At 45.8% G+C, this 19,622-nt stretch carries 28 protein-coding genes; all 28 read right to left on the minus strand.

Features of this window, described 5'->3' with window-relative positions:
• Positions 1 to 16: 16 nt before the first annotated feature.
• On the minus strand, positions 17 to 2,323 hold the full coding sequence (locus EJ419_RS06750) for a DUF2207 domain-containing protein (protein WP_165496269.1): 2,307 nt from the start codon (positions 2,321 to 2,323) through the stop codon (positions 17 to 19).
• Positions 2,324 to 2,503: 180 nt separating this feature from the next.
• Positions 2,504 to 3,076 (minus strand): LemA family protein, encoded by a 573-nt coding sequence (locus EJ419_RS06755; RefSeq protein ID WP_131284922.1) that lies wholly within the window; start codon positions 3,074 to 3,076, stop codon positions 2,504 to 2,506.
• Between the two features lie 82 nt (positions 3,077 to 3,158).
• Positions 3,159 to 3,722: an adenylate kinase gene (locus tag EJ419_RS06760; RefSeq protein WP_131284924.1), complete on the minus strand. Its 564-nt coding sequence runs from the start codon at positions 3,720 to 3,722 to the stop codon at positions 3,159 to 3,161.
• A gap of 1 nt (position 3,723) precedes the next feature.
• Positions 3,724 to 5,196 (minus strand): preprotein translocase subunit SecY, encoded by a 1,473-nt coding sequence (gene secY / locus EJ419_RS06765; protein WP_240680369.1) that lies wholly within the window; start codon positions 5,194 to 5,196, stop codon positions 3,724 to 3,726.
• A gap of 127 nt (positions 5,197 to 5,323) precedes the next feature.
• Complete coding sequence (rplO, locus tag EJ419_RS06770) at positions 5,324 to 5,785, minus strand: 50S ribosomal protein L15 (protein WP_131284926.1); 462 nt, start codon at positions 5,783 to 5,785, stop codon at positions 5,324 to 5,326.
• A 1-nt stretch (position 5,786) separates the two neighbouring features.
• Positions 5,787 to 5,972, minus strand: coding sequence for a 50S ribosomal protein L30 (rpmD, locus tag EJ419_RS06775; protein ID WP_131284928.1), 186 nt, complete (start codon positions 5,970 to 5,972; stop codon positions 5,787 to 5,789).
• Complete coding sequence (gene rpsE / locus EJ419_RS06780) at positions 5,972 to 6,688, minus strand: 30S ribosomal protein S5 (protein ID WP_131284930.1); 717 nt, start codon at positions 6,686 to 6,688, stop codon at positions 5,972 to 5,974. The genes rpmD and rpsE overlap by 1 nt, the downstream gene beginning before the upstream one ends.
• Positions 6,685 to 7,056: a 50S ribosomal protein L18 gene (gene rplR, locus EJ419_RS06785; protein WP_131284931.1), complete on the minus strand. Its 372-nt coding sequence runs from the start codon at positions 7,054 to 7,056 to the stop codon at positions 6,685 to 6,687. The genes rpsE and rplR overlap by 4 nt, the downstream gene beginning before the upstream one ends.
• A complete protein-coding gene (rplF, locus tag EJ419_RS06790) occupies positions 7,057 to 7,596 on the minus strand; it encodes a 50S ribosomal protein L6 (protein ID WP_131284933.1) in 540 nt (179 codons plus the stop codon).
• Positions 7,597 to 7,610: 14 nt separating this feature from the next.
• On the minus strand, positions 7,611 to 8,009 hold the full coding sequence (gene rpsH, locus EJ419_RS06795; RefSeq protein WP_131284935.1) for a 30S ribosomal protein S8: 399 nt from the start codon (positions 8,007 to 8,009) through the stop codon (positions 7,611 to 7,613).
• 67 nt (positions 8,010 to 8,076) lie between these two features.
• On the minus strand, positions 8,077 to 8,262 hold the full coding sequence (locus EJ419_RS06800; RefSeq protein ID WP_021618609.1) for a type Z 30S ribosomal protein S14: 186 nt from the start codon (positions 8,260 to 8,262) through the stop codon (positions 8,077 to 8,079).
• Between the two features lie 3 nt (positions 8,263 to 8,265).
• Positions 8,266 to 8,838 (minus strand): 50S ribosomal protein L5, encoded by a 573-nt coding sequence (rplE, locus tag EJ419_RS06805; protein WP_131284937.1) that lies wholly within the window; start codon positions 8,836 to 8,838, stop codon positions 8,266 to 8,268.
• Positions 8,838 to 9,170, minus strand: coding sequence for a 50S ribosomal protein L24 (gene rplX, locus EJ419_RS06810; protein WP_131284939.1), 333 nt, complete (start codon positions 9,168 to 9,170; stop codon positions 8,838 to 8,840). The genes rplE and rplX overlap by 1 nt, the downstream gene beginning before the upstream one ends.
• Complete coding sequence (gene rplN / locus EJ419_RS06815) at positions 9,170 to 9,538, minus strand: 50S ribosomal protein L14 (protein ID WP_021618612.1); 369 nt, start codon at positions 9,536 to 9,538, stop codon at positions 9,170 to 9,172. The genes rplX and rplN overlap by 1 nt, the downstream gene beginning before the upstream one ends.
• Positions 9,539 to 9,680: 142 nt before the next feature.
• The gene (rpsQ, locus tag EJ419_RS06820; protein WP_071414909.1) at positions 9,681 to 9,947 is read right to left on the minus strand and encodes a 30S ribosomal protein S17; all 267 of its coding nucleotides are present in this window, start codon (positions 9,945 to 9,947) and stop codon (positions 9,681 to 9,683) included.
• Between the two features lie 19 nt (positions 9,948 to 9,966).
• Positions 9,967 to 10,200 (minus strand): 50S ribosomal protein L29, encoded by a 234-nt coding sequence (gene rpmC / locus EJ419_RS06825; RefSeq protein WP_131284941.1) that lies wholly within the window; start codon positions 10,198 to 10,200, stop codon positions 9,967 to 9,969.
• Entirely contained in the window at positions 10,201 to 10,620 is a 420-nt protein-coding gene (rplP, locus tag EJ419_RS06830; protein ID WP_131284943.1) for a 50S ribosomal protein L16, read from the minus strand.
• A 5-nt stretch (positions 10,621 to 10,625) separates the two neighbouring features.
• Positions 10,626 to 11,438 (minus strand): 30S ribosomal protein S3, encoded by an 813-nt coding sequence (rpsC, locus tag EJ419_RS06835; RefSeq protein ID WP_131284945.1) that lies wholly within the window; start codon positions 11,436 to 11,438, stop codon positions 10,626 to 10,628.
• Entirely contained in the window at positions 11,438 to 11,797 is a 360-nt protein-coding gene (rplV, locus tag EJ419_RS06840) for a 50S ribosomal protein L22 (protein WP_131284947.1), read from the minus strand. Before rplV ends, rpsC begins: the two co-directional genes overlap by 1 nt.
• On the minus strand, positions 11,798 to 12,076 hold the full coding sequence (rpsS, locus tag EJ419_RS06845; protein ID WP_131284949.1) for a 30S ribosomal protein S19: 279 nt from the start codon (positions 12,074 to 12,076) through the stop codon (positions 11,798 to 11,800).
• Positions 12,077 to 12,091: 15 nt separating this feature from the next.
• Positions 12,092 to 12,922: a 50S ribosomal protein L2 gene (gene rplB / locus EJ419_RS06850; protein WP_131284951.1), complete on the minus strand. Its 831-nt coding sequence runs from the start codon at positions 12,920 to 12,922 to the stop codon at positions 12,092 to 12,094.
• A gap of 32 nt (positions 12,923 to 12,954) precedes the next feature.
• Positions 12,955 to 13,251 carry a 50S ribosomal protein L23 gene (gene rplW / locus EJ419_RS06855; RefSeq protein WP_131284953.1) on the minus strand — a complete coding sequence of 99 codons (297 nt, stop codon included), beginning with the start codon at positions 13,249 to 13,251 and terminating at the stop codon, positions 12,955 to 12,957.
• 5 nt (positions 13,252 to 13,256) lie between these two features.
• Positions 13,257 to 13,913 (minus strand): 50S ribosomal protein L4, encoded by a 657-nt coding sequence (rplD, locus tag EJ419_RS06860; RefSeq protein WP_131284955.1) that lies wholly within the window; start codon positions 13,911 to 13,913, stop codon positions 13,257 to 13,259.
• Between the two features lie 4 nt (positions 13,914 to 13,917).
• Complete coding sequence (gene rplC, locus EJ419_RS06865; RefSeq protein ID WP_131284957.1) at positions 13,918 to 14,568, minus strand: 50S ribosomal protein L3; 651 nt, start codon at positions 14,566 to 14,568, stop codon at positions 13,918 to 13,920.
• Positions 14,569 to 14,580: 12 nt separating this feature from the next.
• A complete protein-coding gene (rpsJ, locus tag EJ419_RS06870) occupies positions 14,581 to 14,889 on the minus strand; it encodes a 30S ribosomal protein S10 (RefSeq protein WP_006288664.1) in 309 nt (102 codons plus the stop codon).
• Positions 14,890 to 15,285: 396 nt separating this feature from the next.
• On the minus strand, positions 15,286 to 15,882 hold the full coding sequence (locus EJ419_RS06875) for a hypothetical protein (RefSeq protein ID WP_131284959.1): 597 nt from the start codon (positions 15,880 to 15,882) through the stop codon (positions 15,286 to 15,288).
• Between the two features lie 91 nt (positions 15,883 to 15,973).
• Complete coding sequence (locus EJ419_RS06880) at positions 15,974 to 16,369, minus strand: hypothetical protein (protein WP_131284961.1); 396 nt, start codon at positions 16,367 to 16,369, stop codon at positions 15,974 to 15,976.
• Between the two features lie 515 nt (positions 16,370 to 16,884).
• Positions 16,885 to 19,611: a bifunctional acetaldehyde-CoA/alcohol dehydrogenase gene (gene adhE, locus EJ419_RS06885; RefSeq protein WP_131284963.1), complete on the minus strand. Its 2,727-nt coding sequence runs from the start codon at positions 19,609 to 19,611 to the stop codon at positions 16,885 to 16,887.
• Positions 19,612 to 19,622 lie beyond the last annotated feature (11 nt).

Below are 19,622 nucleotides of genomic sequence, written 5' to 3' on the forward strand. Positions count from 1 at the left end.
TCTCAAATATTTTGTTTTAGCGTCCACCGAAGCTTCCACCACCAGCACCACCGCCAGATCCACCGAAGCTTCCACCACTTCCACCGAAGGATGAACTACCTGAACTCGTTGCCGGGTTAACTGTAGCCGTATTGAAATCGGATTGGATATTATTAAGACTACTATTAAACGAACTCATAAAATTATCCATACTGGAGAAATCTGGTCCGACGTTTGACCATGGGCTGTTCATTGCATATCCATTTGTACTTCCTACATCCATTGGAGTTGAATGATAATGTGGCATCCACATCCACTGAGTTGGATAATACGGAACGTCGTCCATTGCTTCAGGATTATTCACGGCGATATTCATTGCGGTCTGTCTCATCGCACGTGCTACCTTATCGCTCATTCCAAATGCTGCAGCATATACAAGATAGCGATCCCACAGTTTCATCTCTTCGATTCCACGATCACTAAAGTCGCTAAAATCTTCAAGATATTGAGCAAGACCCTTAACCTGTCCGACAAGTTGGTTGTCACGGTCACGAAGAATAAATCGTGAACCATACCCTTTAAGCCACCCACACGCGCCCGCAACCATAAGACCTGTAATGATAAATCCAGCAAAGTAGCTGCCCATAAGATTCATCGCAACAATTGCAAAAGCCAAATAGATCATCGCCAATACAGTTGGCAAACTATTAAGCAGGAAAGATGTCTTAGTAATAGCCAGCTGAGTAAACTCAGACCTAAATATCATGTACATGTTATTAATGGTGGTTGCGCGTCGTTTATTATATTTCTTCGCGACCTTCTTGATATCCCTATCGCTGAAAATTAGCGTATTACGTTCAGTAGCAATGTCCAAAAGAACATTTAATAGCTGTGCTTCAGACGCGCTCAGGTGCTTGCTCGAAGCAAATTTCATATCAAATGCTTCTTGAGAAAGCACATATGCTACAGAGCGTGAAGAACTTGAAGAGGACTGCGAAATTGTCTGATACGCCGCCGCTACATTTTGATCAGACATACCCGCTTGCTCACCTCGAGTCATGAACTTTGTCAAAGATCCCATTTGATTATCCAAATTAGCCGAAGAAGCAAAATCGAGAGGTAGAGACTGATACTGTGACGCGTCTCCCGGAAGTATATAAATTGCTTTCTTAGACATCAAAGAAAGCATGGTAGCACTCAGTGCTCTATTCGTAATCTTCTTATCCGTATAATTTTCTCCCTTAAGAACCGCGTAAATCTGCGCAGCTGCAGCTGGCGATACTGGCACTGGCTCGCGGAAATAGATTACATCGCCATGATATTGCGCATAACGGCGTGTGGTAATAGCTCCATAGATGAGCCATAGGGTCAAAATTATCGCTACTAGGACTGACAGACCAAAAATAGCTATTCGCGCAGTAGCTGCTCCTCGCTGTGCCGATATAGCATCATTGTATTCTTGACGCTCTTGAGAAATAACCTTTTCCACAGAACCCGATACATTTTGTCGTGTCATTTGACTAAGTACTGCATCATCGGCTTGATAGAGCATTACAAAATCAACATGCTCATTTGTCTTAACAGGCTTAGCTGAGAAAGTAAACTTTTGTTCGCTTTCTTTCTTTACGCGACCATTGCCCGAATAATGCATCCATAGCCATCCGCGCGTTGAAGAGCTTGAATACGTGATGGAACCGCTTAAATTATCAATCGGAATAGAGTTATCATCTGAAATTAGCTCAATCTTGGAATATGCACCGTCTCGTAGTGCTGTAGATACATTCTTCCATGTCATTTCGATTTCGAAAATTTGGACGCCACTGTCTGTCCTAGGGATATTCCAACCGAGTTCTACAGAACGCTCAGTCGCCGTTAAACTGGAAGATTCAGAATTATTGAGAGACAAACCGTTGTCATCTGTAATATCTTCGTTAGTATTAATATCTCGAAGATACCATGTCTTAGCGGCCACACTGTCCCAATCATAGAGCGATACCCTATCAGTATCAACATCTTTGAAACTAGCACGAGTGTATGTGTCTCCGCTAGTAACATCCTTTACCGAAATACCAGTAATATTTGTCAAATCTGATTGACGTAGCTGATATTTCTGGAAAAGCTGACGCCATGATCGTCCACGATCTTGCATGTTAACTGTAACAGTTTGCTTAATTCGAACGTCACCATTGTCAAGAGTAGTTATGTCGTAGTTAAGATTACTGTAACTTAAAAGTGTATCCGTGTCCTCTTCAACACGAGCGTTTCGGAAGGAACCAAATACTAGGCCAGCACACAGAATGAATACAAAGACGTACACTATCGCCATGCCTATACCACGTGCCATACGCGAAATATTCATGTTCTTCTCTCTCTCAATGAATTTTCTAATATACTCGATGAACTGACTTATACAATAAAATTGTAATAACTGCTTTATTTAATGAATAAATCTTCTGTGCTATATATAGATACACTAATCGGATCTACACGACTATACGCATAGACCCGATTCAAGTGCTTTGCGTTAGAACTGTACCTGAGGAACCTGTCGATCCGCCTCAGCAACTTCGAAGTATGCAGCCTTTTCGAAGTGGAAAAGACCGGCAATAATATTGCTTGGGAAGCTCTCAACAGTAATATTCAACTTCTGTGCGACGTCATTGTAGAACTGTCGCGCATACGCAATTTTTCCTTCAAGATCGCTTAATTGCGACTGCAAACTCATGAAATTAGCGTTTGCTTTCAGTTCCGGATATGCCTCGGCTACAGCAAGGACATTAACAATTGCTTTATCAAGCTGTGTCTCGGCATTAATACGTTCATTAAGGTTGCCAGAATTCGATGCAGCTTGTACGGCAGTACGAGCCTGAGTTACTTGGATAAACACATCAGATTCATGCTGAGCATATCCTTTAACTGTATTAACAATATTCGGGATCAAATCTGCTCGTTGCTTAAGCTGTATGTCAATCTGTGACCATGCGTTGGCTACACGATTGCGCAAGCTTACAAGATTGTTGTAACCGCTAATAAGCCACATCGCAATGAGGAGAAGAATTACAACGACAACGATAATAGTAATAACTGTAGGGTTCATAAGGATTATTTTACACAACAGCATACGAAAATGAGGTGATACATAGAAACTATATACCACCTCATTAATGTTAAGTAATTATTTACTTTTCCAATTCGGAAACGATATTAGCCTGAATCTCATCAATTTCGCCAACACCATTAATCTTAACAAGCTGTCCGCGTTCAGAATAAATGTCAAGCAGTGGAGCGGTTTCCTTTGCATAAACGTCAAGACGTTTTGCAATTGCTTCAGGAGTATCGTCTGCACGACCTTCAATCTCTGCTCGCTTCATCATACGTTCCATAAGAACATCATGATCGGCATCCAAAGCGACAACAGCATCTAACGGAGTTCCAAGCTCTTCCAGCATTGCATCAAGAGCTTCAACCTGGGATGCATTTCGAGGATATCCGTCAAGAATCCAACCATTCTTAGCATCATCCATTGCAAGACGATCTTTAACGATGGAATTGGTCAGTTCATCAGGAACAAGCTCACCTTTATTAATGAAAGCCAATGCCTGCTTGCCCAACTCAGTTTCATTCTTAATGTTGTAGCGGAAGATATCACCTGTAGAAATTGCAGGAATACCAAAATGCTCTGCAAGCTTAGCAGCTTGAGTGCCCTTACCAACACCTTGAGGTCCCATTATAAGTAAACGCATACTAGTCTTCCTTTACTGAATCTTCTTCAGAAATTTCAGATACCTCTTCTGTTTCTACAGTTTCAGTAACTTCAATTTCTTCGACGTCATCCTCATGAGAAGAATGCTCAGATTTTTCCTTCATGTTAGCATCCTTTTCATCTTCTTCTTTAACATTACTTGATTTTTCAGTACTGATATTTAAGAAGCCTTCATACTGGAATTGCTCGGTCTGAGCGCGAGCCTGACGCAATGTATCAAGACCAACGCCAGCGATAATCAAAATCGTTGTACCGCCGAATGGCAATTGCGAACCAATATTGAGAGCAAGAATCAAAACAGTAGGTACGAGAGCCACGAAGAGCAAATACACAGCACCAACAGTGTTTAATCTATTGATAATGTATGTCAAGTATTCGCTCGTAGCACGACCTGCACGGATACCAGGAATAAATCCACCATACTGCTTCATGTTATCAGCAGTTTCATCGGTATTGAATGTAATGGATGTATAGAAGAAAGTAAAGAATACAATCATCACAGAATACAAGCCGATGTACCACATGGAAGTAGTATTCGCCAAATTCGTATTAATCCATGTAACCCATTGAGCGTTACGGTCACCAAACTGAGCAATCAATGTAGGTATAGCAAGTATAGAAGATGCGAAGATTGGTGGGATAACACCTGACATATTAACCTTCAGTGGCAAATATGTTGAAGTACCTCCATACATCTTTCGGCCGATCATACGACGAGTGTACTGGACCGGAATTCGACGCTGCATCAATTCAACATAAACAACGAAAATCAATACGAATAGTAGCGTTCCCGAGACGATACCAAAACGTGCCCAGTCGCCATTTACCCAACCAATATTCCACAATTGAGGTAAGAAGCCAGAGCAAATCGATGTGAAAATCAAGACTGACATACCGTTACCGATACCCTTGTCGGTGATAAGTTCAGCCATCCACATCACAAGTCCTGTACCACCAGTCATGATAATAATCATGAACAACAGATTAGGCACAGAGCTATCTGGGATAATCTTACCGGTTGCAGCCGTACCGAACAATGCACCTGTTTGAGCTGTCACCAAAATTGTTGTGGACTGCAAGAAAGCAAGACCAATTGTTAAGTAACGAGTGTATTCGGTTAACTTCGCCTCACCTGACTGACCTTCTTTATGAAGAGCTTCAAATCGTGGAATAACAACGCGAAGCAACTGCACAACGATGGATGCAGTAATATATGGCATAATACCCAAGGCAAATACCGAAAGCTGAAGTAATGCACCACCAGAGAACAAATTCACCAGTGCTACAAAGTTTTCACCGCTCGATGCGTTTCTTACTGTATCGCTCACAACCTTGTAATCGATACCAGGCGTAGGAATAGCCGCACCAATACGATAAACAATCACAATAAACAATGTGAACAAAATCTTATTGCGCAGTTCCTTTGCGCGCAATGCTTGAATAAGCGTTCTCACTGAGTTCCTCCTGAAGTGTCCGAATTTATAGACACACTGCTTACCACTATAACAAAAGATAAGGTCCTTGACACCCTTAAAGTGTCAAGGACCTACTAAACCTAGCAGTTCAAAGCTCTAATGAAGATTAATCTTCAGAAATTGAGCCACCAGCTGCTTCGATCTTTGCCTTTGCAGATGCAGAGGACTTTACGCCCTTAATGGTGTAAGCTGCAGTAACTTCGCCTTCACCGAGCACCTTAACTGGCTGGTTCTTACGAACGAGACCTGCGTTAACGAGTGCTTCTACGGTTACTTCTCCACCCTGAGGGAAGGAAGTTGCCAAGTCAGCAAGATTTACGACCTGGAACTCCACCTTGAATGGGGACTTGAAGCCACGGAGCTTAGGAAGACGCATGTAAAGTGGGAGCTGGCCACCTTCGAAACCAGGACGAACCTGGTAACGTGCCTTTGTACCCTTCATACCGCGACCAGAAGTCTTACCCTTGGAGCCTTCACCACGACCAACGCGGGTCTTGGACTTTTTTGCACCAGGAGCTGGACGCAAGTCATGCATCTGAAGGATGTCGACTTCGTTGGAATTTGCCATTTTAGTCAATCTCCTCCACTGTTACAAGATGACGAACCTTGTTTGCCATACCACGGTATACAGGAGTATCTTCACGCACTACAGTCTGATGAATCTTGTGAAGACCCAAAGAGTGTACGTTATCCTTCTGTACCTGAGTAGAGCCAACGAGACCCTTCTTCAAGGTGATCTTAAGCTGCTTAGCCATTACTCACCATCCTTTGCTGCTGCCTGAGCTTCCTCGCGTGCCTTACGAGCTTCATCAATACCCTTAGCACGTTCACGCAAGAGCTGATCTGGAGCAACTTCAGCAAGAGAAAGATCACGGCGTGCCGCTACTTCTTCTGGTTCTTCAAGCTGCTTCAAAGCTGCTACAGTTGCACGAACAGTATTGATTGCATTACCGGAACCCATGTCCTTAGACAAGATGTCAGTAATACCAGCGCACTCGAGCACTGCACGTACTGCACCACCAGCGATAACACCAGTACCTGGTGCTGCTGGGCGAAGAAGTACGGTTCCAGCAGATTCGTGACCAATTACTGGATGAGTAATGGTTCCACGAACGCGTGGGACAGTAAACATGTGCTTCTTAGCGTCAAGCTGACCCTTAGCAATTGCTGAAGGTACTTCATGAGACTTACCATAGCCTACGCCTACGGTGCCGTTTCCGTCACCTACAACGACGAGAGCTGCGAAGCTCATTGTACGACCACCCTTGTTGGTCTTGCTTACGCGCTTGATAGTTACTACGCGATCGAGAAGCTCTTCGCGCTGTTCGCCACGGTCGCGACGATTGCGACGCTCTCCACGACGACCTTCGCCACGGTTACCGCGACGGCCCTTGCGCTCTTCAGCTGCTGGAGCCTGTTCGGTAGTCTGAGTTTCTTCAGCCACGTTGATTTCCTTTTCGTTATCGCTCACAGCTGCAGACCTCCTTCACGTGCGCCTTCTGCTACTGCAGCTACGCGACCGTGATACTTATAACCACCGCGGTCAAATACTACGGTAGTGATGCCTGCATCAATTGCCTTCTTAGCTACCAATTCACCAACACGCTTAGCAGCTTCTACCTTTGTGCCTTCGAAAGTGCCGAAGTCATTGTGCAAAGTAGATTCGCTAACAAGAGTTACACCCTTGGTGTCATCAATAATCTGAGCAACCATGTTGCGGTTGGAGCGGAAGACTACGAGACGTGGACGCTCTGCTGTGCCGGAGATCTTCTTACGAAGACGTGCGTGACGGCGCAAGCGAGCAACGTTCTTGCCCTTACCAAAAATCTTAACCGTCATTTACTTACCAGCCTTTCCAGCCTTGCGGATGATGCGCTCATCTGCATACTTAATGCCCTTACCCTTATATGGTTCTGGTGCACGAAGCTTGCGGATATTTGCAGCAATCTGGCCTACAGCCTGCTTATCTGTACCCTTTACCAAGAGCTCATTAGGATTTACAACTTCGAATTCGATACCTTCTGGAGCTTCCACATTAATTGTGTGAGAATAACCCAAGAAGAACTCGAGGTTCTTACCCTTTGCAACTACACGGTAACCAGTACCAACAATAAGAAGACGCTTTGTAAAGCCCTGAGAGACACCCTCAACGATGCCTGCAGCAAGAGAACGAGCCAAACCATGCTTAGCACGTGTTGGGCGCAAATCATCTTCAGGTGTGAAAACAATCTGACCGTCTTCTACTGCTACAGAGATACCTTCAGGAACTTCAAAAGAATCAGTTCCCTTAGCACCCTTAGCTTGGAAAATATTTCCATTAATTGTAATTTCAACTCCAGCTGGAACAGCGATAGGGAGCTTACCAATATGTGATGCCATAATTTAAGCCCTCCTTACCACACATAAGCGACGATTTCGCCGCCGATGCCCTTTTCAAGGCATTCCTTCTGAGTCATCAAACCAGAGCTAGTGGAAATAATTGCGATACCCAAACCACCAAGTGGCATTGGGAGTGCATCAGACTTTGCGTAACGACGCAAACCTGGCTTAGATACACGCTTGATTCCCTGGATGCTCTGTTCACCGTGCTTGCCATACTTGAGAGTAATCTCAAGAGTCTGACCTACACGAGCTTCCTTCGCTGTAAAATCAGCGATATAACCCTCACGCTTGAGGATTTCGGCAATATGTGCCTTAAACTTTGAGTATGGCATGTCCACGGTCTCGTGTTTTGCCGCACTCGCATTACGCAGACGTGTAAGCATATCTGCGATTGGATCTGTCATTGTCATTTGGGCTGATGCCCTTCCTCGTCGTGGTTTCCGCCGCCCTCTTGGGCCGCGGACCTTCAACGTCGATTTACCAACTGGACTTCGTTACGCCTGGAAGCTCACCACGGTGAGCCTTCTCACGAAGGCATACGCGGCAGAGGCCGAACTTGCGATAAACGGAATGTGGTCGTCCGCAAACCTCGCAACGTGTATAAGCACGTACTGCGAACTTTGGCTTGCGAGCAGCCTTGTTCTTAAGAGCTGTCTTTGCCATCTTTTAGTCCTCCTTGAATGGGAAGCCGAGGTGCTTAAGCAAAGCCTTGCCTTCCTCATCACTCTTTGTTGAGGTCACTACTGTGATATCCATACCACGGCGGTGATCGATGGAATCTGGATCAATCTCATGGAACATGGACTGTTCAGTAAGACCGAAGTTGTAATTGCCATTACCGTCGAATTGATTTGCGTTAATACCGCGGAAATCACGGATACGTGGCAAAGCCAAGGTCAAAAGACGGTCCAAGAATTCCCACATGCGATCGCCGCGAAGAGTAACGAATGCACCAATAGCCTGACCTTCACGCAAATGGAACTGTGCTACAGACTTCTTTGCGAGAGTAATCTTTGGCTTCTGGCCGGTGATTGCTGTAAGGTCACGAACTGCACCTTCGATGAGCTTAGAGTCGCGAGCTGCGGCACCAACACCCATAGATACAACAACCTTTACTACACCAGGAACCTGCATTGGATTAGAAATGTTGAATTCCTTTTCCATGGCAGGAATGATTTCTTCCTTGTAACGAGTCTTAAGACGAGGAGTTGCAGGAGCCTCGATAGTTACTTCGCTCATTACAGCTCCTTTCCGGACTTCTTGGCAACGCGTACACGTACGCGCTTTACCTTGCCATCACGTGCTTCTTCCTTAACCTCTACGCGAACGCGAGTAGGCTGCTTAGTTTCTGGATCAATAAGCATTACATTAGAACGATGGATTGGTGCCTCTACAGACACGATTCCAGACTGCTGACCCTGAACTGTTGCACGGATATGCTTCTTGACAATCTGAACGCCTTCAACAATCAAACGATCGTTTGGAAGTACGCGCTGGACGGTGCCTTCTGCGCCGCGATCCTTACCACGGATAACCTTTACGAGGTCACCTTTCTTGATCTTAGCTACCATTAGATCACCTCCGGTGCCAAAGAAACGATCTTCATGAAGCGCTTATCGCGCAATTCACGACCTACTGGTCCGAAGATACGAGTGCCCTTTGGCTCGCGACCGTTACCAAGGATAACAGCTGCGTTCTCATCAAACTTGATGTAGGAACCGTCTGCACGACGGCGTTCCTTTACTGTACGGACAACGACAGCCTTAACTACGTCACCCTTCTTTACCGAACCGCCAGGAATTGCATCCTTAACGGAAGCGACAATAACGTCGCCGATTCCGGCATAGCGTCGCTTCGATCCACCGAGCACGCGAATAGCTAAGATTTCCTTAGCACCCGTGTTGTCGGCGACATGAAGTCGCGATTCTTGCTGAATCATTGATTCTCCTTAGCCGAGCTGGTCCTCCCCGTACACCCTATAATCCCGCTGGCAGCGATGCTATACAAGTATTTCTACTTGCAGGAAGCATCACTACCCCATTGGACTACAAGGTTGTACGCGGAGCCTTGCCGAACTTTATTTACTTAGCACGCTCAACGATAGCGTTGAGACGCCAACGCTTCGTCTTGCTCAAAGGCCTTGTCTCCATAATTGTAACAAGATCGCCGACATGTGCGTCATTGTTCTCGTCATGGACCTTGACCTTGCTGTTGCTACGAACAACCTTACCATATAGTGGGTGGGTTGAGCGCTGCTCCAACTCAACGGTAATCGTCTTGTCCATTGCATCAGACACTACGTAGCCTGTGCGGACCTTACGATCGTTGCGTTCCAGCTTTTCAGCCATTTTTTCTCCTCAGAATTTCCTATTCCTGCACTGGGGACTCGGTGATGCCGAGTTCACGTTCGCGAAGAACAGTGTACATGCGGGCAATATCACGCTTAACAGTCTTAATGCGAGATGCATTTTCAAGCTGACCAGTAGCGTTCTGGAAGCGAAGGTTGAAAAGCTCTTCCTTCGACTTCTTGAGGAAGTCCTCAATTTCTGCGTTAGTCTTCTCGTTCAAAGTCTTGATCGAGTAATCTGATGCGTTTGCCATTTAGTTGTCACCGCCTTCACGTGCAACGATGCGGCACTTCATAGGCAGCTTATCAACTGCACGGCGAAGTGCTTCACGAGCAACTTCTTCAGAAACGCCTGAAATTTCGAACATAACACGTCCTGGACGTACATTAGCAACCCAGAATTCAGGTGCACCCTTACCGGAACCCATTCGAGCACCGAGAGCATGCTTTGTCAAAGGACGATCTGGGAAGATCGTAATCCACACGCGGCCACCACGCTTGATGTAGCGGGTCATTGCAATACGTGCAGCTTCGATCTGACGGTTTGTAATGTATGCAGGAGCAAGAGCCTGGATACCGAAATCACCAAAAGCGATTTCGTTTCCGCCCTTAGACATACCTGTACGCACTGGACGGTGCTGCTTACGGTACTTAGTTCTCTTTGGGATAAGCATCTAACTTACTCCTTTACTTCTGCAGTTTCAGCTGGTGCTTCAGAAGCTTCAGCCTTAGCTTGTGCTTCCTTTGCTCCACGCTGTGCAGCTGCACCACGGTTGTTACGGCGAGAACGACGTTCGTTAGAACCACGACGAGAACGGTTGTTCTGCTGAGCCTGCTGCTCTTCGAATTCCTTCTCAGTCATATCGCCCTTGTAGATCCATACCTTAACACCGATTTGACCATAGGTTGTGCTTGCTTCGAAGAAACCGTAGTCAATCAATGCACGCAAAGTCTGCAGAGGCACACGACCTTCACGGTAGAACTCGGAACGTGACATTTCTGCACCGCCCAAGCGACCGGAAAGCTTAATACGGATACCCTTTGCACCCGCACGCATTGCATCCTGCTGAGCCTTACGCATAGCACGGCGGAATGTAACACGGTTAGCAAGCTGTTCAGCAATAGACTGTGCTACAAGCTGAGCATCGATAGCAGCATTCTTCACTTCGAAGATATTGAGCTGTACCTGTTTGCCTGTGATCTTTTCGAGCTTTGCACGAACACGATCAGCTTCTGCACCGCGACGACCGATAACGATACCTGGACGAGCAGTGTGAATATCTACACGAACACGATCACGAGTGCGCTCGATGACAACGCGTGATACACCTGCACGCTCAAGATCCTTGTTCATTGCCTTACGGATCTTGTCATCTTCGAGAACGAAATCGCGGTAACGTTCGCCCTGCTTAGTGGAATCAGAGAACCACTTAGAACGGTGATACTCGGTTACGCCGAGGCGGTAACCAAATGGATTTACCTTCTGGCCCATTAGCGTGCACCTTCCTTATCTGCGACGATTACCGTGATGTGGGAAGTACGCTTGTTAATACGACCTGCGCGACCCTGTGCACGTGCACGGAAACGCTTGAGAGTTACACCCTCGTCGACATAAGTAGCTGCTACTACCAAATCGTTCTCACGGAATGGTTCGTTTGCTTGTTCTGCCTTAACGCGAGCGTTTGCAACTGCGGACTCAAGAGTCTTAAGTACAGGAGTTGCAGCAGCCTGTGGAGCAAACTTCAAAATGGTGATGGCTTCAGTCGCCTTCTTGCCTCGGATGAGGTCAACGACGCGGCGAGCCTTGCGTGGCGTCACGCGTACGTGACGAGCAATTGCCTTAGCTTCCATTTAGCGGCGTCCCTTCTTATCATCCTTAACATGGCCCTTGAAAGTACGCGTTGGAGCGAACTCTCCGAGCTTGTGACCAACCATCGACTCAGTAACGAATACTGGCATATGAGTGCGTCCATTATGAACAGCAAAAGTATGGCCAATAAAGTCTGGGGTAATCATTGAACGACGAGACCAAGTCTTAATAACGTCGTGAGTACCCTTTTCGTTCTGAGCGTCGACTTTCTTCTGCAAGTGGGCGTCGACAAATGGGCCCTTCTTGATGCTTCGAGTCATCTCTTCGACACTCCCTTACTTGCGGTTCTTACCGTTTGGACGACGACGAACAATCATCTTGTTCGAAGCCTTCTTAGGACGACGGGTACGAACCTCACCCTTACCCCATGGGGATACTGGTGGCTTACCACCGCGGGTACGACCACCATGTGGATGGTCCACAGGGTTCATAGATTCACCACGGGTATGTGGGCGCTTGCCCATCCAGCGTGCACGACCTGCTTTACCGAGCTCGATGTTAGCGTGTTCGGAGTTACCTACTTCGCCTACAGTTGCACGGCAGCGAGCATCAACATTGCGAATTTCTCCAGATGGCATACGGAGCTGAGCAAGGTTACCATCCTTCGCAACGAGCTGTACAGAAGCACCAGCAGAACGTGCGATCTTTGCGCCACCCAAAGGACGAAGTTCAATTGCATGAACTACAGTACCAGTTGGAATGTTGCGAAGAGGCAAGTTGTTGCCTGGCTTGATATCAGCCTGTGCGCCGGTTTCAATTGTATCGCCCTGCTTAATACCTTCAGGAGCGATGATGTAGCGCTTTTCGCCATCTGCAAAGTGAAGCAATGCAATGCGAGCAGAACGGTTTGGATCGTACTCGATATGTGCAACCTTTGCTGGGATGCCGTCCTTATCCCAACGCTTGAAATCGATGAGACGGTACTGGCGCTTGTGACCGCCACCACGATGGCGGCTGGTGATACGACCGTAAGAGTTACGGCCGCCAGTCTTGCTGAGCTTACGCAGCAAAGACTTTTCAGGTGTAGAACGCGTAATCTCAGAGAAATCAGAGACAGATGCGTTACGACGACCTGCAGTTGTTGGCTTATATACGCGGATAGCCATAATATGTTTTTCCTAACTTTCTCGGCTACTGCTTAGTTACCGAAGATGTCAATTGTTTGACCCTTAGCAACAGTTACGATTGCACGCTTCTGAGAAGCACGGCGACCGAAACCTGTGCGGGTGCGCTGACGCTTACCCTGACGGTTCAAAGTATTAACGTTGGTAACCTTAACCTTGAAGATTTCTTCTACAGCTTGCTTAATCTCGATCTTGTTTGCAGTTGGTGCAACCACGAAGGTGTACTGACCGCGATCAGAGTTTGTGTAAGCCTTTTCAGAAACAACCGGCTTGAGGATGACGTCATGTGCTGTCTTACGAATTGCGACCATATTACTTAGGCCTCCTTATCAGCAGTCTTAGCAGCAACGAAAGCTTCAAAGCCTTCCTTGGTGAAGACGACATCTTCAGCGGTAACTACGTCATATGTGTTCAACTGATCTGCGAAGAGCACGTGTACGTAGGTGAGGTTACGAACAGAAAGCCATTCGTTGATATTCTCACGGGAAACTACAACGGTAGTAAAACGATTATCTACTACAGAAAGAGCTGCCTTTGCAGTCTTAGTAGATGGGGTTTCACCCAAACCGAAGTCAACTACGTGTACACGACCTGCATTGAAGCGATCAGAAAGCACATAGCGAAGAGCTGCTGCCTTCATCTTCTTTGGAGTGCGCTGTGTGTAGTCACGTGGTACTGGACCATGAACTACAGCACCACCAGCGAACTGAGGAGCACGAATGGAACCCTGACGAGCACGACCGGTGCCCTTCTGCTTCCATGGCTTCTTGCCGCCGCCGGAGATACGAGCGCGGTTCTTTACAGCATGAGTGCCCTGACGAGCAGCTGCTAGCTGTGCAATTACAACCTGGTGTACGAGTGGAACGTGTGCACGCACTACATCCTGCTCAATACCGAAAAGCTCTACAGGAGCTTCTACAGAACCAGCTGCCTTACCGTTAGCATCGGTGATGTTCAAAGTTACGTTTGCCATAACCTTATGCTCCCTTCACAGCGGTACGTACTACAACGAGGGAACCCTTTGGTCCTGGAACTGCGCCTTTAACAGCAATAATGCCGTTTTCGACGTCAGAGGACACTACAGTCAAGTTGAGCGTGGTGTGGGTGTCATGACCCATACGACCAGCCATGCGCTTTCCCTTAAGAATACGGGATGGAGTTGCACATGCGCCTACAGAACCTGGGCGACGCTCATTCTTGTGGGAACCGTGAGTACGACGATAGGACTTGAAGCCCCAACGCTTGATTGTACCTGCAAAACCCTTACCCTTTGTAGTACCAGTAATATCTACTACTGCACCATCAGGGAAGATTTCTGCGGTAAGTTCCTGACCTGGCTCGTAGTTTTCAACGTCCTCAGTGCGGAACTCAACGAGGTGACGACGAGGAGTTACACCTGCCTTAGCAAAGTGACCTGCAAGTGGCTTTGTAACCTTAGTTGGGTCAATTGCGCCAAATGCAATCTGTACAGCCTTATAGCCGTCAGAATCCTCATTCTTTACAGCTGTTACAACGTTGGTGTCAACTTCCACCAAAGTTACTGGAACGAAGAAACCGTTCTCATCCCATATCTGAGACATGCCGAGCTTCTTACCCAACAATGCCTGACGATTGTTCTTAGATACCATTTCTCCCCTCCCCTACAGCTTGATCTCGATATTTACGTCTGCTGGCAAATCGAGACGCATCAAAGAATCAACTGCCTTAGGAGTTGGATCAACGATGTCAATAAGGCGCTTGTGAGTGCGCATCTCGAAGTGCTCGCGAGAATCCTTGTACTTATGAGGAGAACGGATAACAACAAATACGTTCTTCTCAGTAGGAAGTGGAACTGGGCCAACTACTGTTGCGCCTGCGTTCGTGACCGTTTCGACAATCTTCTTTGCCGACTGGTCGATGACCTCATGGTCATAGGACTTTAGCCTGATGCGGATTTTCTGTCCCGCCATTCGCCGTCCGCCCTTTCTTGCGATCGATACATTTCCAACCTGTTTAGAGCACTAACCGGCAAACTTCGCCTCATGGACGAAATCCCATCAGTGCGTAACTAGCGGCACTTACCGCTGTTACGCTCGCTATTAAAGATATTAAGCATAAAATCATGCGAGCCTAAAACAGGCAACTCATATATTTAAGCACTACCTATACCCGAATTCATCCGGGCGTGTCGAATTCGACAATCCCGTGAATTTTCAACTGGTAGAAAATATTACATAGGTACATGCAATGAGTACGTGACTACAATACACGACGCTGTGAATTCGACATGCATACACCTATTTTATTTCTCATGACTCTTCGATCAACCGATTCATACAAACTTCCTCATTTCCACAGTTTTTCATTTACTCCATATCTACATCAAGTTGCTTCCAATCCACAAGAATTCCACTATGCCTATATACGTTGATTTTTACCCATCTCTTCTCCATAGACTTCAACGAATCAATAACATGAGATTCAGATGTTTGCACTTGGGCTTGTATCTCTTCATCGAGCTTTCCATCTTCAAAATTTATTTCTAAAGTATTTGCTTTTAGTCTTCGCTTATTCACCGATTGCACATATGCTGTCGTACTATACGGCCCTTCTACGATATCCAGTATCGTCGTTTTTATTGATTTATTCATCACCACGTATCCCGCAAAAAGTCCTAAACACATTACAATTATCGCAATAATTACAGTGATCGATTTTTTCCGTACACTTGTTCTCACCTTTATAACCGTGTTTATGCCAAAACCCGTTATAAGAATACAGAGTATAAGGCCTAGGATATCTTGTACTGCTTGTCTTGCTAATGCTGCGACTCCAATTGTGTCCATTGTCCGCAATGCAATCAGCAGCACAAAACTCACGCTGTACAGTAGAAAACCTACCCGTTTGAAAGGCATGTCAGTACTTTGCAACTTCAACCATGAAGACTGCTTCGTCTCTTCCATACACAATATTTTACTGACTCACGTCGAATACAATATCGTTTTTCGCGTTTCAGTTTTAAACTAATATATAGTTGCCCAACGGGAAACAACTTTACAAATTCTCAAATCTGACGAACACGTGACTTCGGGGATAATATGTTAATTTCCCAATTTCTTTATTACCCATCAATTCGTATGCTGTTAAATAATCTTGCTCATAGATTGTCACTTTATATCGTTCATCTACGTGTCCATCTTTTGCGCAAAACGTGACGTCAATACGACTTCTCCCATAACGTGAATTATGCCTACTTGTGCCACACATATACGCTTGAACAGTTACTGAACCAGCACGAAAATCAGAAATACTATTAGCTGCATCTACACCATATATTCCGATAAATATGAAAGAAAAAATGAGGACGACAATAGAAGATTTAAGCGAATTAGAATAATCTTTTTCTTTTTCTTCATCTCCGTATACTGGTTCCTTGTAAGGATCAGTCATGAACTCGCTTGAAGTTTGCACACTTGGCACCGCAGTTATATCTGATTCTTCTTTAGCTTTATATTTTCTGTATGCTCGAAGAAGTACGTACGTATTTAATATTATGAGAAGCACGAATACGCATACATAAGCTATGGTTCCAATCATCATATTACGTAAACCACGAGCGCCAATGCTGATCGGCCTATGATAGAGTTCAGGAAATACACAAATTACACCAAGAGTAATAATGCTGAATAAGTTTATAATTTTGCTAACACTCATTGCCTGTGCGAAATCATTCCTTTGACGCTTACCAAACACATAATATATTCTACTTCATTATTATTTGAGATTCAGCCTCTTACTATACAGCACAAAGGCATATCTCCTCATAACGATGCCGTATCATCTTCAACACCTAACTTCAGCACGTCAATAAATACACTTTGCTATGAAAAAGGTGGTATATAGTTCGACACTATATACCACCCAATGCGTTAGCAATATTCTTATTTAATGATTACTGACACACTTTACTTTGCTTCTGCACGCTCTTCTCGTTCTGCACGCTCAGCACGAAGGTGCTTTCCTTCTTCCTGAGATACGCCATAGTATGCAGCAATTGCGATATCCTTCATATCCTCGATCTGTGGAATACGAGGATTTGCTGGAGTGCACTGATCTTCGTATGCACGCATACCGATTTGATCAAGTACAGACCAGAAGTATTCTTCATCAACACCTGCCGCTTGGAAGGACTTATCCATACCGAGCTTGTTGTCACGATAGTCCTCAACAGCCACTGCCAAGTTCTCTACACCTTCTTCAGGCGTGGCTGCTGGAAGACCGAGCTGCTTTGCAATATCTTGATAACGTTCAGGAGCTACATACTTATCGTACTTTGGCCAAGAAATTGGCTCCAATGGAGTTTGACCGTTGTAACGAATGACATATGGAAGCAGGATTGAATTGCATCGACCGTGTGCTACATGGCACAGTGCACCAATAGTATGTGCCATCGAGTGGCACATTCCAAGGAATGCAGATCCAAATGCCATACCAGCCATGGTTGCCGCATTATGAACCTTCTCTTGAGCAGCTGGATTTGATTGGCCTTCATTGACAGAAGCTGCCAGATTCTCCCACAAGAGCTTTACACTATGCAACGCCATACCATCTGTAAAGTCATTTGCATATGCGGAAACATAAGCTTCCATCGCGTGAGTAATAGCATCAAAACCTGAATCAGATGCAACTCGACGTGGCTGTGTACGTGCAAGAACAGGGTCAACGACTGCTACCGAAGGAGTCAAAGAGTAGTCTGTAATTGGATACTTAATTCCAGTCTTGGTATCAGTAATAACAGCGTATGGAGTTACTTCAGAACCAGTACCAGAAGTTGTTGGCACACAAACAAGCTTTGCCTTCTTTCCGAGTTCTGGCAAACGGAATGCGCGCTTACGAATATCAAAGAACTTTTCACGGATATCGCGGAACTCAATTTCTGGGTGTTCGTAGAGCAACCACATAATCTTCGCAGCATCCATTGGAGAACCACCGCCAATAGCGATAATCGTATCTGGCTGGAATTCATCACGCATCATTGCTGCGCCACGCTCAACAGTTTCGATAGAAGGCTCTGGCTCGACATAGTCGATAATTCGCCATTCAACCTTATTCAAACGTTGCTGAAGCTGTGCAATTGCCTTATCAATAATTCCAAGGTCAAGGATTGTCTTATCGCAAACGAATACAACGCGGTTGACGCCAACCATATCGCGAAGATAACGAATTGCATTAGGCTCAAAATAAGTCTTAGGTGGAATCTTGAACCACTGCATGTTGTTGTTCCTTCTTGCTACACGCTTTATATTAATAAGGTTAACTGCTTGTACGTTTCCAGCTACTGAATTTCCACCGTAAGAACCGCATCCTAAGGTCAAAGATGGAGCGATTGCGTTGTAGATATCGCCGATACCACCTAAGGATGAAGGGGAATTCCAAATAACGCGGCATGCATGCATGCGCAAACCGTATTCACGAACTAATGCTTCGTTATTGGTGTGAATTGCAGCCGTATGACCTTCACCATACTTGAGCATCTGCTCGCACAGTTCAAATGCTTGATCCTTGTCCTCTGCACGTAAGATAGCGTGAACAGGGCCTAGCTTTTCCAAAGTTAATGGCTCATTCTCGCCAACTTCCTTGCACTCTGCAGCGATAATAACAGTATCTTCCGGAATTTCAATTCCTGCTTGCTGAGCGATCCATAATGGGGACTTTCCAGGGACTTTCGAATTAAGGCTAGGCTTTGTGCCGTCTTTTGTATAAGCGGTCGTTCCGAACATGAACTTTTCGAGCTTTGCCTTATCTTCACCGGAGACGATGTACGTGTGACGAGCTTTGAGCTTTTCAATCAAATCATCGTAAATATCAGTATGAGCGATAATCGCCTGCTCAGTAGCGCAAATCATACCGTAATCGAAGCGCTTTGACAGAACCAAATCATTGACCGCGCGATCAAGGTCTACATCTTTATCTACATAAGCAGGAGCATTACCAGCACCCACGCCAAGAGCAGGCTTGCCAGATGAGTATGCGGCCTTTACCATTCCAGGACCACCGGTTGCCAAAATGGTCGCAACCCCAGGATGCTTCATTAATGCGCCAGTGGCTTCAATTGATGGATGCTCAATCCACTGAATACAATCCTTTGGAGCGCCTGCAGCTACAGCAGCATCACGTACAATCTTTGCCGCAGCCTTGGAGCACTCCTGTGCAAATGGATGGAATCCAAATACGATCGGGCAACGAGTTTTCAAAGCGATAAGAGCCTTGAATATTGTGGTTGAAGTAGGGTTAGTTACTGGGGTAACACCCGCTACAACACCTACAGGCTCTGCAATTTCAGTAATTCCATCAACATCATTCTCGCTGATGATACCCACGGTACGCTGGTTTGCTAAGTGATGTGTGATATGCTCACATGCGAAGATGTTCTTTGTAGCTTTATCTTCGACCATGCCACGCCCTGTTTCATCAACAGCGAGCTTTGCAAGCTCCAGATGAGCATGTAACGCATCAATTGAAGCCTTTGCTACGATATAGTCAATCTTCTTCTGATCAAAACTCTGATATTCATCAAGAGCGACAAGTGCGCGCTTAACGAGTGCGTCTACTTCTTTTTCTGCATCAGACATAACTGGTTCAGTTTCTGTGTCCTTTACCGGTTCCTGTGCTTTGGTAGCTGTCTTTGCCACGAGTGACCTCC

Origin of the sequence: Alloscardovia theropitheci, assembly GCF_004332295.1 — a bacterium.
In the GTDB taxonomy this organism is placed as follows: Bacteria; Actinomycetota; Actinomycetes; order Actinomycetales; family Bifidobacteriaceae; genus Alloscardovia; species Alloscardovia theropitheci.